Annotated in this window: 14 protein-coding genes; 3 read left to right on the plus strand and 11 right to left on the minus strand. The window is 41.5% G+C overall.

The window, feature by feature from the left end; translation table 11 throughout:
* Nucleotides 1-115: 115 nt before the first annotated feature.
* From BMZ78_RS00995 to lgt, 3 genes are read right to left on the minus strand one after another with little or no spacing between them, the layout of a single operon-like run.
* The gene (locus BMZ78_RS00995; RefSeq protein ID WP_093227190.1) at nucleotides 116-619 is read right to left on the minus strand and encodes an acyltransferase; all 504 of its coding nucleotides are present in this window, start codon (nucleotides 617-619) and stop codon (nucleotides 116-118) included.
* Nucleotides 616-1,281, minus strand: a complete 666-nt coding sequence (gene ppaX / locus BMZ78_RS01000; RefSeq protein ID WP_093227192.1) for a pyrophosphatase PpaX — start codon at nucleotides 1,279-1,281, stop codon at nucleotides 616-618. Before ppaX ends, BMZ78_RS00995 begins: the two co-directional genes overlap by 4 nt.
* A gap of 15 nt (nucleotides 1,282-1,296) precedes the next feature.
* Nucleotides 1,297-2,211, minus strand: a complete 915-nt coding sequence (gene lgt, locus BMZ78_RS01005) for a prolipoprotein diacylglyceryl transferase (protein WP_139203240.1) — start codon at nucleotides 2,209-2,211, stop codon at nucleotides 1,297-1,299.
* Nucleotides 2,212-2,480: 269 nt separating this feature from the next.
* Between lgt and BMZ78_RS01010 the strand changes: the two genes are divergently transcribed.
* Complete coding sequence (locus tag BMZ78_RS01010) at nucleotides 2,481-2,687, plus strand: hypothetical protein (protein WP_093227194.1); 207 nt, start codon at nucleotides 2,481-2,483, stop codon at nucleotides 2,685-2,687.
* Nucleotides 2,688-2,729: 42 nt separating this feature from the next.
* Here BMZ78_RS01010 and hprK read toward each other — a convergent pair whose 3' ends face one another.
* Nucleotides 2,730-3,662, minus strand: a complete 933-nt coding sequence (gene hprK / locus BMZ78_RS01015; protein WP_093227196.1) for an HPr(Ser) kinase/phosphatase — start codon at nucleotides 3,660-3,662, stop codon at nucleotides 2,730-2,732.
* Nucleotides 3,663-3,822: 160 nt separating this feature from the next.
* Here hprK and BMZ78_RS01020 point away from each other — a divergent pair, with 160 nt between their 5' ends.
* Nucleotides 3,823-4,794 (plus strand): LPXTG cell wall anchor domain-containing protein, encoded by a 972-nt coding sequence (locus BMZ78_RS01020; protein ID WP_093227197.1) that lies wholly within the window; start codon nucleotides 3,823-3,825, stop codon nucleotides 4,792-4,794.
* 21 nt (nucleotides 4,795-4,815) lie between these two features.
* On the plus strand, nucleotides 4,816-5,421 hold the full coding sequence (locus BMZ78_RS01025) for a class D sortase (RefSeq protein ID WP_093227199.1): 606 nt from the start codon (nucleotides 4,816-4,818) through the stop codon (nucleotides 5,419-5,421).
* A 90-nt stretch (nucleotides 5,422-5,511) separates the two neighbouring features.
* Here BMZ78_RS01025 and BMZ78_RS01030 read toward each other — a convergent pair whose 3' ends face one another.
* The 7 genes from BMZ78_RS01030 to BMZ78_RS01060 all read right to left on the minus strand — a co-directional run bounded on the left by BMZ78_RS01030 (nucleotide 5,512) and on the right by BMZ78_RS01060 (nucleotide 15,985).
* Nucleotides 5,512-5,865, minus strand: a complete 354-nt coding sequence (locus BMZ78_RS01030) for a phage holin family protein (protein WP_093227200.1) — start codon at nucleotides 5,863-5,865, stop codon at nucleotides 5,512-5,514.
* A 286-nt stretch (nucleotides 5,866-6,151) separates the two neighbouring features.
* Nucleotides 6,152-6,916 carry a TIGR03943 family putative permease subunit gene (locus tag BMZ78_RS01035; protein ID WP_093227202.1) on the minus strand — a complete coding sequence of 255 codons (765 nt, stop codon included), beginning with the start codon at nucleotides 6,914-6,916 and terminating at the stop codon, nucleotides 6,152-6,154.
* Between the two features lie 18 nt (nucleotides 6,917-6,934).
* Entirely contained in the window at nucleotides 6,935-7,969 is a 1,035-nt protein-coding gene (locus BMZ78_RS01040) for a permease (protein ID WP_175482226.1), read from the minus strand.
* Nucleotides 7,970-8,239: 270 nt separating this feature from the next.
* Nucleotides 8,240-11,116, minus strand: a complete 2,877-nt coding sequence (gene uvrA / locus BMZ78_RS01045) for an excinuclease ABC subunit UvrA (protein ID WP_093227205.1) — start codon at nucleotides 11,114-11,116, stop codon at nucleotides 8,240-8,242.
* A gap of 5 nt (nucleotides 11,117-11,121) precedes the next feature.
* Nucleotides 11,122-13,104, minus strand: a complete 1,983-nt coding sequence (gene uvrB / locus BMZ78_RS01050) for an excinuclease ABC subunit UvrB (protein WP_175482246.1) — start codon at nucleotides 13,102-13,104, stop codon at nucleotides 11,122-11,124.
* Between the two features lie 102 nt (nucleotides 13,105-13,206).
* A complete protein-coding gene (locus BMZ78_RS01055) occupies nucleotides 13,207-14,355 on the minus strand; it encodes a PDZ domain-containing protein (RefSeq protein ID WP_093227209.1) in 1,149 nt (382 codons plus the stop codon).
* 169 nt (nucleotides 14,356-14,524) lie between these two features.
* The gene (locus BMZ78_RS01060; protein ID WP_093227211.1) at nucleotides 14,525-15,985 is read right to left on the minus strand and encodes a S41 family peptidase; all 1,461 of its coding nucleotides are present in this window, start codon (nucleotides 15,983-15,985) and stop codon (nucleotides 14,525-14,527) included.

Here is a 15,985-nt window from a genome sequence, read left to right on the forward strand (position 1 = left end):
GCTTTAATTGTAAATGAAAAAAGAACGCTTAAAACGCTAAGCGTCCCATGAACGAATCAGTTGTTCCAATCTTTCCTTCTGCCGGAACAGCTTTTGATTGTCTCTACTGTGCACTTTATTCCACTTGATCTTCTTTTTTCCCTTCACGGATGATTCGGATCGGGTTACCTGCCGCAAAAGCATAGGGGGGAATATCTTTTGTCACGACAGAACCGGCCCCAATTACTGCATGATCCCCTATGGTTACACCTGGCAGAATCGTAGTATTGGCCCCAATCATGACATGATCTCCAATCTGAACATCTCCCAATCGATATTCAGAAACCAAGTATTCATGCGTGAGAATGGTGCTATTGTAACCAATAATCGTATTCTTGCCAATCGATATTTTTTCGGGATATAGAATATCCATCATAACCATAAATGCAATCGCCGTTTGCTCTCCGATTTTCATTCCCAAACATTTGCGATATAACCAGTTTTTCAAACCAAAAAAAGGGATGTAACGAGCGACGACGATAATTAATGTATTTTTGAACACTTTCCAAAAAGAGATTGTCTGATACAACTGCCAAAGTGAATTGCTGCCTTTCACTAGGTAGCGCTTGGTCTTTCTCATTCGAACTTTGCCCCTTGCTTCACCTTGGAGATTCCCATCATGTTTAATAAGTCACGCATATCATGCAATACATATGTTGGATGATAAGCTTCCAATTCTTCTAAATGCAAGCTCCAACCAACCGCTGCAGAATCGATCCCTGCCCGTTCAGCCGCCAACAGATCAAAACGGCTATCTCCTACCATTAATGCAGATTCTTTTGGAGCTGCCAGCTTTTCCAGTGCCAGATGTATCATATCAGGAGCTGGTTTGGCCTGTTTCGTATCTTCAACACAAACAACCACTTGCATCCACTGATCAAGACCAAAGCGTTTCAAACCCATCTCGGCCATTTTGCGACGTTTATTGGTGACAACTCCCATTTTAATTCCTGCTTGATGTAAATCAGCCAACACTTCCCGTACATAGGGAAACTCTTTTACCAGTTCATCATGATGGGATTCATTATGTACTTGATAGGTTTTAACCATTTCTTCAGCTTGTCTTTCATCAAAAAATCGCATCTGCTCAACCAAGGGCTGACCCATCCGAGCGATAATGTCTTCTTTCGTGTATTTGCCAGGGCAATGTTTTTCCAAGGTGTACAGAAACGAAGTCAGAATCAGTTCATTTGTATTGATCAGAGTTCCATCCAGATCAAATAACACAACGGAGTATTTCATTTTTTTCACTCCCACTTATTGTGCTTGGGTAGATACACTGTTAACCTCTGTATAGGATTCCTCTGCTAGCCCTTTTTTTCGTCTCCAAACTATCATGCCAATTGCGAATAAAATTAAAGTAAAACTGACTAATTGAGCAACCCGAATATTTCCATTCTCCATGGCTCCAGGTGAAAAGAGCAGGTTCATCGGTGACCATAAGAAATTAAGCAAGCTGGCTAACCAATCAGGACCCGTAAAAGTCAAACTATCTGTACGGAGCCCTTCAATAAAGAATCGTCCAAGTGAATACCACATAAAATAGGTGAAGAAGATCTCGCCACGCTTCGGATTCCATTTGCGCATTAACAACAAAAGTCCAAATCCTATTAAATTCCACAGCGATTCATATAAAAAAGTAGGATGATAGTATGTACCTTGAATATTCATCTGCTCAATGATCCAATCAGGTAGATGAAGTCCCTCCAAAAAAGAACGGCTGACAGGACCACCATGAGCCTCTTGGTTCACAAAATTCCCCCAGCGACCAATCGCCTGCCCCAAAATGATACTTGGTGCGACGATATCTGCCAGAACCAAAAAACGAAGATGATGCTTTTTTACAAAGAAATAACCGGCTAAAAATGCTCCAATCAATCCACCATGAATCGCCAAACCACCCTTCCAAACGGCAATGATATCTTGTGGGTGGCTTCTATAGTAATCCCATTCAAAAATGACATAATAAAGCCTTGCCCCAATAATGGCGGCAGGAATCACCCAAATCATCATATCCAGTATTTTTTCCGGGTCCACGCCTAGCCGCTTTGCTTCTCGTGTTGCTAACCATAGTCCAAGCAAAGCACCAGTCCCGATTAATATCCCATACCAATGAACCTGGATCGGACCAAGTGAAAAGGCAACAGGATCGATTACGGCAAGATTAAACATTATCAAACTCCTTTCTGTTCATCACTCACAACACCAGCTGTTTACTATCCATTTCATTGTACCCCAAAACTTTTTTGAAGGAAAACCAATGACTTTCGACATGGACGGCATCCAAAAGCAGACGCATCCTCCTCGTTTATCAAAACGAATGTGATTATACCGTTTTTTCCCCACCAAACCTATTAACATTTAGCAAAATTTTTTCATTATTATGGACATGCAATATCAAACTAATATACAATAAGAAAATACATAGGAGGGTTGTGTTTATGTTAAATATTAAATCGCACTCAGAACATGAACTGTTTGATTGTATTGAGTGTGGTCAAAAAAATTGTGTTTTAGTAAAAGACGGTTATGGTTTCTGCCAAACTCCTGGTTGTCTGAACTATGACCCTGTCCAGTACGTCTACTTCCCAAATTGGAAAAAACCAAAAACCAGCCGTGCTGGCAGAGAGATTTTTAACCTGAAATAATTGAGACCAACCCTTAAAAAGTTTAGATAGATAAATATAAATTTAATCAACATCATCCGCTTCTTCAATCGTTTCACCCAGTTTTTGTACAAATTGTTTGGCCGCATCATAACCCATTGCCTTCAAGCGGTAATTCATTGCGGCTACTTCAATAATAACGGCTAGGTTTCTTCCAGGTCGTACAGGAACGGTAAGGAGGGGTAATTCGGTATCCATAATGCGCATCCGTTCCTCATCCAAACCCAAACGGTCATATTGTCTGCTTTCTTGCCAGTTTTCCAAGCGAATGACCAAAGAAATCTTTTTCTTGTCCCGTACAGAACCGGCACCAAAAAGAGTCATAACGTTAATAATGCCCAGACCCCGTATTTCCAATAAATAGCGAATCAGTTCAGGAGCTGATCCTTCCAATACATCCTCTTCCAACTGCGTAATCTCTACAGCATCATCTGCTACCAATAAATGCCCTCTCTTTACAAGCTCCAATGCTGTCTCACTCTTACCGATTCCACTATCTCCCAAAATCAAGACTCCAACACCGTGTACATCGACCAAAACACCATGAATGGTGGTGGTAGGAGCCAAATGCTTTTCCAGGTAGTTCGTCAATTTACTGGCAAAGCGGGTTGTCGGCATGGATGTACGTAAAAGTGGAACCTGATTATCCTGTGCGGCTCTGATGAGTTCTTCTGGAACAGAGAGACCTCTTGTGATACAGATACAGGGCAGATCTGGATGGCAAAGCCTGTAAAAGCGCTCTTCTCTTACATCTTTCGGTAAACTTTCTAAAAAGGCGAGCTCTGTTTTTCCCAGTAATTGTAACCTTTCTACAGGATGGTGTGTAAAAAAGCCAGCCAATTCAAGTCCAGGCCGATACAGATCACTCACGGTCACAACACGATTCAAGCCCGTTTTACCGCATAAAATCTCTAGCTCGAACTGTTTTACAATATCCTTTACTGTAATTCTTCCCATGAGTAAACCTCCCAGCAACAGCGGCTGAAACAACCAGTCGCTGCATAATTGTTCAACAAAATTTCCCATAGCTGTTCATATCAAAAATATACCTATATTTTATAATGGGAATAAAGTAAATCCCAGAAACCTTAGCCCCCGAAAAAAGGAGGAGGATTGTTTGAGGCGCTTAATTGGCTTTTTTTCTGCTTTCGTCCTGCTTTTATTGATTTTACCAGTAAATACAGCCAGTGCAGAGGGCGGAGGAGAAATAAAAATTAACAACCAGACGGTGAAATATGACAACGACAAGCTCAGTGAAGTCTCGATAAATTTGTCTTACGGAACAGGGGAAGTAACCGGATTTTGGCAAATCAAAATCAATAACAGCAGCGAGCTGGTCTACGAGTCGAAAAGCCCTGAAAACAATATTACTGCCACTTTGAATGTTAGCAACGTAGCTCAAGCAGATAAATATACTGCCCAGATTCAATTTAAAGAAAATAAAAATAATCAAGCAGGAGAAAAAGTTTTAGCAAGTAAAGAACATGTACTACCAGGCATTACGATCGATTACAAAAATGAATCCGGAAAACATGCCATTACAGGTACGTTCAAAAATGTAAGTAAAGTCGATGGGAAATGGAAAGTCGAACTAAAAAGTTCCCAACAAGGATCTGCAACCAACAATACAGATACATCCAATGACCTGTCAACAACTCTTCAAGACGATACTAACTCAAATAATAATAGCAATACAACGACAACAGATGGTACTTCCCAAAATACCACAGACAATTCTTCTCAAAATACGACCAATGGAACAACTGATCAAAATCAATCCCCTTCACAAACCACTCAGGCACCAAAAGAAGGGGAAGCAACAGATATCTCATTTACAGCCGAGTTTGAAAATGTACCATCAGGTTCCTATGATACACATGTCTCCTTTAGCGGAAAATTAGATGACATCGATACTGAACTCAGTAACACCAAAACCATGCAAATCACTGGCTCATCGACATCAACCAATGACAATACAGGTAATGGCGCCAAATTGCCAAATACCGCTACTTCCTATCCGAACGGCATCGTTACGGGGATCGTTCTATTAGCCCTCGGAGCCATTCTCTTTCAGTTTCGACGTGCTTAAAGGTAAGAGGAGAGATTTGCTTTGATTCGAAAACTAGCTTGGCTCTTCATTATTGCCGGGGGCATCCTTCTTTTTTATAATGCCTATCACTGGTGGAAAGAAGCAAGCCTGGTTGATCAAGACATCTCGGCAGCAGAAACTTTTTTAAAAGATTGGGCCAACCGTACAAAACACCCTACCCTCGATCAGGGAGTACCATACCCGAAGAAACCCAAAATTGGGGACAAGATTGGCGAGCTAATCGTTCCACGCCTGCAGTCTACACTCCCGATTGTCGAAGGAACCAATGAATATGCGCTATCGAAAGGGGTCGGGCGGTTTATTGGCGGAGGTACGGTTTTGCCAGGTGAGACAGGGCATGTAGTCTTGTCCGGCCATCGTGATACTTTGTTCAGAAACATCAATAAGCTACAAATCGGCGACAAGATTTACATTCGCTATAGCAACAAAGTGTTTACCTATCAGATTCGTAAAACATGGATTACCCACGCAGAGGATCGAACGGTTATTGTTCCCATTGCCCGTCCGGTGCTTTCCCTTACTACCTGTTATCCCTTTGACTATGTAGGCAACGCACCTGAGCGCTATATCCTTCGAGCCGAGTTAATCGAAATCCAGCAAGTTTAACTGAAACAAAAATAAAAACCTAGTTCTAGTTAGCAATAGACTAGAGACTAGGTGATCATCTTTCAAGTGTCTGCGTATGGCAGGCACTTTTTACTTTCGATTCAAAATCAGATCTAAAATCCATGAAACAATACTAACTACCAAGGCACCCAAGACAGCTGGAATCACTCCTTCTATACGGAGTCCATCCACCAACATCCCCGCAAACCAAAAGAGGAACGCATTGATCACCAAGATAAAAAGCCCCAATGTCAGTATGTTAATCGGCAGCGTTAGAAAAACAAGAATGGGACGGATTAATGTATTTAAGACAGCCAAAATGATTGACATTAATATAGCTGCTCCAACGCTTTCTATATAAATCCCGTCAATATAACTCGCGGCAACATAAACACTGATTCCTATTAAAAGCGTTTTTATGATCCATTTAACTAGCCAACTCATCTCCCCTCACCCCCTTATTAACATTTCCCTTTCTCATTGACAACCATGCAAATCCATACCAAAAATTTAAAGCCAACCTATTTATTCAGTATATGAGCCTTTCATGATTTTGGAGCTGATAACATCTTGACGAGGAGAAATAAATGTGCTAACTACTTTGGAGAAAATAAATGAAGAGTAAGTGGCACGCTCTGTACGCTATCTGAATCCCCCTGTAGAAGCTGATGTTCATGATCGATATAGACCCTCGGCATTTATATAAATGAAGGAAACTGGGGGGAACGTTTTAAAAGTAAACATAGGGATCTTTGGGAGCAGGAATCAACTCATAAGAATCCAACCGAATGACTGGGACATCAGCTCCATTTTCTTTCCGTGTTTGAATTGTTCCTGTCGCTTCCAGCCATTGATTCTCTTTAAACGGTTTCTCTGTTTTAAAAACAAATCCGATCACACTGGCATCCGCTGTACAGCAAGTAACGGTAAACCTTCCAAGAACGAACTCATTCTGTTGAATATTGGGATCTAAATACACAAATCCTTTGACTTTTATTTTCTTTCCTTTCAATTCAGATGGAAAAGAGTAAATCAACGTATACAGCTCACCATAATTCTCTTCATCTATTTCAATGATCGATTTCTTTTTTAATGGCTCCACTTTCTTGCGAAACGATTGAACAACATCTTCCCCCGGATCTTCTTTCTCTGTTTGCTTAGCACTTTCTTTTTGCTTTGCTATTGCTTTCGAATCCATGTACGTAACACCTTTTTTTGCCGCAATGCTTGCATCTAAGGCTTTTGGTGGTACTACAACAAATAAAATGAGAGGAAGCAGTACAATCGCATAACTCCAATGCCGAATAGTGTGCATTTCCTTCCCGTCCAAATTCCAGAGCTGAATTAATCCCAATATCATTAAAAACGCAATACTAACCCCGATGAGCCAGCGGAATTTAGGATGCACAAATAGTGAAATTTCGCCTGTAACGAGTAGACTGCAAAGCATCAGAGCCAATCCAAAGCAAATAATCATCCTTAGCCAAGCTGTCAATGTCGCTTCCTCCTTTCTTTATAAAAACAGCCACACGGATACCAAAGTTAAACACGTGGTTCCACCAAATAAAAACAAGGTGACGGACCAACGAAAACTGCCAGACATCATCAACAGATTTTTCAAATCCATCATCGGTCCATAGACGAGAAAAGCCATCATCGGCGCTGTGGAAAGAGCAGTACGAAATGATGCCGCTACAAATGCATCCGCTGATGAACAAATGGACAAACCAAATGCTAGTCCCATCATTAATAGAATACCGAGCACTCCATCACTTGCTACCTCTTTAATCGCACTGATCCCAATAAACGTTTGGAATGACGCAGCGATTATTCCTCCGAGAATAAAGTATTTACTCATATCAATAAACTCAAAAATCGAATGATATAGCGCATGAACGAGACGGCCTTCATCTGCATGATCATGATCATCATGATGGCAGTGTTCCGTACAATCATGAATCTGGTCTCTTTCCCCTTTTAAAATGTTCTTGTCAGAAAAGAAAAGAAGAAACAGCACTCCCATTATAATTGCAATTCCTACAGCCAAAGATAAACGAAGCCATACCATATACCAGCTGTCTCCAAAAGCCATATAAGTAGAAACAATGGTGACAGGATTCACCACAGGAGCCGCTAACAAAAAGGTAAACGCTACATGCGAAGGGAACCCTTTTTCGATCAAACGCCGAGCCACAGGAACGATTCCACATTCACAAATCGGCAAAACCAATCCCAAACAAGCTGCCAGTGGAATAGAGAGCAAGGGACTTTTGGGAAGCCAGCGCCATACCGTTTCTTCTTTAACGAATACATGAATCAGGCTGGAGACAAAGACTCCCAACAAAATAAATGGTAATCCCTCAATAAAAATACCAAAAAAAATAGTAGATAGGTTGTAAAGCGATTCATTGGACACGGAGATGTTATTTCGTAACCAATCCGAAGTAGATGAAAAAAACGTATCTCCGAAACTCAATAGGTACATAAAAACGGCGAAAACAAAAATTCCTGTAATTTCAATGTAATAATGACGAATCCACCGAATCATGTGTGCCTCCCCCAACATTTTCTCCAAGCCAACAAATTGGATTGATTCTTATTTTTATGTTATAGACATCCCCTTTTCCAGTCAAATAACAAAACGTGAAAAAATAGAAAGCATTTTTAATGGATCACACTGCTTCATCTTTGCTCCAAAACCATAAACCAGTTAAATAAAAGAAAGGAAAAGGAAAATTGAATCGGTTTCTCCTTGAGAAACCGATTCCTTAATCATATATATGTCCAAATCTTTCCAGCATTCATCGAGCCCACCTGATCAGGTTGTGGTAGTTACTTCGGCCAATATTTTTTCCGCTTTTTCCATTCGTAAACGGTCTCGTTCCAGAATCGGTTTTAGGTATTGCCCGGTATATGATTCCTGAACCTGTTGAATATCTTCAGGTGTACCTGTGGCAACAATCATTCCGCCACCACTTCCGCCTTCAGGGCCAAGATCAATGATATAGTCAGCTGTTTTAATGACATCCAAATTGTGTTCGATCACAAGGACAGTATCACCGTTATCTACCAAGCGTTGCAATACGACCAATAGACGGGCAATATCATCAATATGAAGCCCTGTGGTCGGTTCATCCAGAATATATAAAGTTCTACCATTACTTCTGCGATACAGCTCTGATGCCAACTTTACTCGTTGAGCTTCCCCTCCCGACAAGGTAGTTGCTGGCTGTCCAAGTTTTATATATCCCAATCCCACATCATACAAAGTCTGCAGTTTTCGCTTGATTCGCGGGATATTCGCAAAAAAGTCCAGTGCTTCTTCTACCGTCATGTTCAGCACGTCTGAAATATTTTTGCCTTTATACTTGATTTCGAGGGTATCACGATTATATCTTTTTCCCTTACATTCTTCACAAGGAACATATACATCCGGTAAAAAGTGCATCTCGATCTTGATAATCCCATCTCCACGACATGCCTCACAGCGTCCGCCTTTCACATTGAAGCTGAAGCGTCCTTTTTGGTAGCCACGTACTTTTGCTTCTTGTGTTGAAGCAAACACTTCGCGAATATCATCAAATACCCCTGTATAAGTGGCAGGATTACTACGTGGTGTTCGACCAATCGGTGACTGGTCAATATCAATTACTTTATCGAAATGTTCGATGCCCTTGATCTTTTTATATTGACCAGGAATCACTTTAGCTCGATGCAATTCCCTCGCCAAGGCTTTATGAATGATTTCATTGACCAAGGTACTTTTTCCAGAGCCAGAGACTCCTGTAACACAAGTAAATGTTCCCACAGGAATCCGAACATCGATATTTTTCAGATTGTGTTCCTTCGCACCAATCACTTCTAACCATTTACCATTTGGTTTCCTTCTTTCTCTCGGCAAAGGAATAAATTTTCGACCGCTTAAATACTGTCCGGTTAGCGACTGCTCATTTTCCATTACTTCTTGCGGAGTCCCGGCAGCAACCACTTGTCCACCATGCGCTCCTGCTCCAGGCCCGATATCAATTAAATAATCAGCTGCCAGCATCGTATCCTCATCATGCTCGACCACAATCAAGGTATTCCCCAAGTCCCTCATTTTTTCCAATGTTTGGATTAACCGCGTGTTGTCCCGTTGATGCAAACCAATACTTGGCTCATCCAAAATATATAAAACTCCCATTAGGCTGGAACCGATTTGGGTAGCCAATCGAATCCGTTGGGCTTCCCCACCAGACAATGTTCCAGCAGACCGGTGCAATGTCAAATAATCCAATCCTACATTGACTAGGAAACCCAGTCGATTTTTTATCTCCTTTAACACTTGGCGAGCAATTTTCATTTCTTTTTCAGTTAATTCCAATTCCGAAAAAAATGCTAGCGCTTCTGAGACCGAGAGACGGGTAACATAGTCAATATTTTTTCCGCCCACCAAAACGTGCAAACTTTCTTTACGCAAACGTGCCCCTTTACAGGTCGGGCATACTTTGGTGCTCATATACGATTCCAGGTGTTCCCGAACCATTTCCGATGAAGTTTCATGATACCGCCTTTGCAAGTTATTGATAACCCCTTCAAATAATGCATTCGTCTCTCTGACCTGTCCCAAATCACTTACATAACGGAAAGGAAAGCGTTCTTTGCTGCCATATAAAATCAGTTTTTGCTTGTCTTTGGGTAATTCGCTAAACGGCACATCCATATCAATCTGAAAATGTTTGGCCACCGCTTCCAGCAGCTGTTGATAATAATTACTGCTCGAGGATGCCCATGGTTCAATAGCCCCTTGCTTCAGAGAAAGACTTGGATCAGGAATGACCAAAGCAGGATCAATCTCCATTCGGCTTCCCAATCCATCACATGTCGGACATGCGCCAAACGGGCTGTTGAAAGAAAACATCCGCGGCGACAATTCATCCATGCTAAAACCGCACTCCGGACAGGCCAAATTTTGGCTAAATAACATCTCTTCGCCACCGATCACATCGATTAACACTTCGCCACCAGATAAACCAACAGCGGTTTCAATCGAATCAGTTAAGCGTGTTTCTACTCCTTCTTTCACAATAATCCGGTCCACGACCACTTCAATCGTGTGCTTTTTATTTTTTTCCAATTGAATCTCGTCTGTCAGCTCCCGAATTTCTCCATCGATCCGTACACGTACATACCCTTGACGGGCAATGTCTTTTAAAAGTTTGACATGTTCGCCTTTCCTCCCTTTAATAAGGGGTGCCATCACTTGAATGCGTGTACGTTCAGGAAGCTCCATCACCCGATCCACCATTTGCTGGATCGTTTGTGAAGTAATCCGAATACCATGCTCTGGACAATAAGCGTGGCCGACACGCGCAAACAGGAGTCGTAAATAATCATAGATTTCGGTTACAGTTCCGACCGTTGAACGCGGGTTCCGGCTTGTTGTTTTCTGATCAATGGAAATAGCGGGAGATAGTCCCTCGATGGCATCTACATCAGGCTTATCCATCTGCCCCAAAAATTGGCGAGCGTAAGCCGACAATGACTCTACATAACGCCGTTGCCCTTCAGCAAAGATGGTATCAAAAGCAAGAGAGGATTTTCCTGAGCCACTAAGCCCAGTCAATACTACAAACTTATTGCGCGGAATTAACACATCCACTCCTTTGAGATTATGGACACGTGCTCCACGAATGACTATATGATCTTGTGCCATGGGACTTAAGCTCCTTCCGCTTTAAGTTCGATAATCATATCACGCAATTCAGCGGCCCGCTCAAAGTTTAATTCTCTCGCCGCTTGTTTCATTTCTTTCTCCAATTTTTCAATCAGCTTTTGGCGTTCTTTTTTGCTCATTTTCTTCATATCCAGTTTGACGTTATAGCTGGCTTTTTCTTCTGCCACTTTGGTTGCCTCTATCACATCGTGCACTTTCTTTTTCACTGTTTGGGGTATAATCCCATGTTTTTGATTATATTCCATTTGGATTTTGCGCCGACGTTCTGTCTCGTCAATTGCCTTTCTCATTGATTCTGTAATGGTATCTGCATACATAATGACTTCTCCATTGGCATTTCGTGCAGCTCGCCCCATCGTTTGGATGAGCGAACGTTCCGAGCGCAAGAATCCTTCCTTATCTGCATCCAAAATCGCGACTAACGAAACTTCTGGTAAATCCAAGCCTTCCCGCAATAAATTGATTCCTACCAATACGTCAAACTCACCCAAACGCAAATCACGAATGATCTGCATCCGCTCAATCGTTTTGATATCAGAGTGCAAATACCGAACCTTGATCCCGATCTCCTTGAGATAGTCGGTTAGATCTTCCGCCATCTTTTTGGTCAATGTTGTAACCAAAACCCGTTCATTTCGCCCAATTCGCTTGTGAATCTCTCCTATCAAATGATCAATTTGACCTTGAATGGGATGCACATGAATAAGCGGGTCTAACAGTCCGGTTGGACGAATAATCTGTTCAACGACATCTGGCGCTTTTTCCAATTCATAAGGTCCTGGGGTAGCTGAAACAAAGAGGATTTGGTGAATCTTTTCTTCAAACTCTGCAAACTTCAGTGGACGATTGTCTTTGGCAGATGGCAAACGGAATCCATGCTCTACTAATACATTCTTCCTTGCCTGGTCTCCATTAAACATGCCATGAATCTGGGGAATCGTGACATGTGACTCATCGACAACAATTAAAAAATCATCAGGAAAATAATCGAGCAGGGTATAGGGAGGCTCTCCCGGTTTTTTTCCTACTAAATGCCGAGAGTAGTTTTCTATTCCTGAACAGAAACCAACTTCACGCATCATCTCCATATCATAACGTGTACGTTGTTCCAAACGCTGTGCTTCCAATAGCTTTCCCTGACTACGCAGTTCGGCTAACCGTTCTTCCAATTCCTGTTCAATATCCTTTAAAGCCCTTTCCATGACCTGTGGACTTGTGACATAATGGGATGCCGGAAAAATGGCAACATGCTCCCGCTCTCCCATAATCTCACCTGTGACTACATCGATTTCCCGTATTCTTTCAATTTCATCCCCAAAAAACTCAATCCGTACAGCCTGCTCACTTCGTGAAATAGGGAAGATCTCTATGACATCACCACGTACCCGAAATGTTCCCCTTGTAAAGTTGATATCATTTCGCTCGTATTGAATATCTACCAATTTCCGTAAGATTTCATTGCGATCCCGTTCCATCCCCACACGCAAAGAAAGTACCAAATCACGATACTCCATCGGAGAACCCAAGCCATAGATACAGGAAACACTGGATACGATAATCACGTCATCCCGTTCAAGCAAAGCGCTGGTCGCCGAATGGCGTAATTTATCGATTTCATCGTTAATCGATGCATCTTTCTCGATATAAGTGTCTGTCTGTGGAATGTAAGCTTCCGGTTGGTAGTAATCATAATAGCTGACAAAATACTCAACAGCATTATGAGGAAAAAATTCTTTTAACTCTCCACACAGTTGAGCGGCTAATGTTTTATTATGAGCAATGACTAAAGTCGGTTTATTTAAACGAGCAATGGTATGGGCAATGGTAAATGTTTTACCTGTTCCAGTTGCTCCAAGTAATGTCTGATATTTCTTGCCGGAACGAAAACCTTGAACCAGCTTTTCGATCGCCTGAGGTTGATCCCCTTTGGGCTCAAAAGGAGAAACCAATTGAAATGTACCCATGATTGTCACCCCGTTCTTTTCATAGAACTAATTATAGCACAACGATACACCCATAGGAACATGAGTTCCTCCTCTATAAAAAAGCAATCTCACTTCGAGATTGCTTTAATAGCCTACGTCCAGTTCCTTTGACTTTATATTGGTTTGCCATATCGAAATAGCTCCTATAATTCCCAGATCTTTTGGGTCATCTTCATATAAGGCTTTTTGTAAATAGTGCTTGTCCATTCTCTCATCCAATATCTCCAATTTCAAAAACGCAGCATGGTCTGTAACCCGTTTTAGATCCTCAACAGTAAAAATACGTACACCATTCAATCGATGGATGATATCACCCGATTTTATGCCCATTTCTGCTGCAGGGGTAAATGGCAGAACGACCAACACCTTAAGCCCTTGTTCTGTTGATACAAACAGAGGCTTTCTTTTTCTTTCCCTCCATTGTTCCCACCAGTAGAACAGTTCATGTGCGCTAAAAGAAAGGATCGCTGCCATCCACAGTAATGGACGCCAATACATGCTAAGAATCAATACGATGCACAAACTGCATGCAAAAATCAGTACAAAAGTGGAAACAAACCGCTTTTGCTGCAAAACAGGCTTAGAAGCATTCTTGCTGGAAAAACCGATGATAACAGGTACAATGAGCCAACCGGTGTGGGTTAAAAGTACAAAAGGAACCGTCCAAATTTTACTCAACAAAAAAGCATGAACGGGCTGGCCTAAACGATGGTGAACCTGTACTGGCAGACTGCCATCTGCTCCAGATAATCGAACCAATCCCCACTCCAATAAATGGGTCAATCCAACAAGCCACAACCAGTTTTCTACTGAAAAGCTGACTATCGTTTTCCACCAATGATACCCTTCAAGAGAAATCGCCACAAGTCCCCATTTTTTAGAAGCCAAACTGACCAATGAAAGTAAACCAGCTACATAAGAAATACAAGCAAACCGAATCCGCCATATACCTAAACATAGCGTCAATCCCCATACCAGTAACACTTCTTCTTTACGAATTACAAATTTCCATTTAATCAATAAACAAGAAAGCAAAAAGCCAACTGCCAATCCCAAACACCAAGTACGTAAAACCAAAGGGATCGGAGCATGGATGATCTTTCCAAATTGCTTCTTTTCTCTCCATCTTAAATAGCCAATATGAAGAACAGGCAGGAGAAAAAGCGTCAGCCAAAAAGGATCAATAAATAATCGAAGCCAGGCACTCCAAAACGGTTGTGGAAAAGTAAACAAATACCATTACCTCCAAAAAAAAGAATGTTCCATCTCGGGTAATTCGACACCTGGCTCATTAATCCTTTCATTCTCTTGATAAGTAGCAAAGAATGACCATGGATGGTTATTTAAAATAAAACCCTTCAGTACATGCGTGTACCAAAGGGCAAATTTTCACCATAGCCAATTATTCCCTCATTTTTTTCTTTAATGTTTGAATAGCTACCTGCAATTGAAGATCATTCTTTGGATCTTTTTTCAATGCAAGGAAAGCTTTATCCAATTCAATAGCTGTTTTTTCATCCAATTGTCCCGTAACAGGCAAATTTTTCGTTTGTTGGAATGCTTTCAATGCTATTTCTGTTGAGGTATCAAAATAACCGTCCATTCGACCAGAATGATATCCCAGTGCACGTAAAATGATTTGCATGTTTTTCACTTCGACTGTATTCTGATCCAATTTCAGCGACTCTTTGGGACGTGGTGCTATTGCAGTCCAATAGTCTGGATATTTCACCTGAATATCTGGTTTAACTCCTTTGGTTCCACCATGTTGGTCGATCCAATTGCCATTGGGTGTGAGCCATTTCGCCATGGTCAGCTTTAATGTACTGCCATCATCAAAAGTTTGTGCCGACTGTACGGTTCCTTTTCCGTAAGAAGTTTCCCCAATCAGTGTATATCCACCCGCTTCTTTCAGGGAGCTCGCCATAATCTCTGAAGCACTGGCACTTCCTTTATCAATCAAGACCACAATGGGGTATGGTTTGGTCCCTTTCCCTTTCGATTTATATACTTGCTTGTTTCCTTCTTTATCTTGGGTAATCATTAACGTTTTTCCTTCAGGAATAAAATGTTCCAGCATCTTTAATACGGCTTGTAACAACCCGCCCGGATTACTCCTGACATCCAGAATTAATCCTTTCATGCCTTGTTTTTCGAGGCGAGCCAATTCTTTGGCAAAATCATCGGCTGTCCCTTCAGCAAACTGCGTAATCGTAATATGACCGAGCTGATCTGGAAGCATCGTTGCTTCTACTGTCCTTTGCTTGATCTCATCACGAACGACACTTATTTTCAGGGCATCTTGAACCCCCGGACGAACAATGTCTAAATGAACCACTGTTCCTTTGGGACCACGAATCTTATTGATGGCTTCCCGATAATCCATTCCTTCGATATTTTGACCATTGACTTTAATAATCTGATCTTCAGGTTTCAATCCTGCTTTCTCTGCAGGGGAGCCTTTAATTGGAGAAACAATGGTTAATCGACCATTTTTTACGGTAATTTCTACACCAATTCCACTAAATGAAGAACTCAGTCCTGTTTTGAATTCATTCGCATCTTTTGGATCCATATAATCAGAGTGAGGATCACCCAAAGATTGAACCATTCCCTTAATAGCTCCATCAATGAGCTGCTGATCAGTAATCGGACGAATATAGTTGCCTTTAATCAAACCATAAGCCTGCTTGAACTTGTTAATCTGTTCGTCCATTCCTTTACTATCGCTTCCGATCGAAAAACCAGGTTGCGTAATTGCCAGCAACAATTCATCAAATTTGAGCACCAAAGCAGTTACAGCACTACTCAATAACACCGCTATTGCTACAATAATCGCTACTGTACGAGTACGAAAAGTCAT

Source organism: Thermoflavimicrobium dichotomicum, from assembly GCF_900114055.1.
Taxonomy (GTDB): Bacteria; Bacillota; Bacilli; order Thermoactinomycetales; family Thermoactinomycetaceae; genus Thermoflavimicrobium; species Thermoflavimicrobium dichotomicum.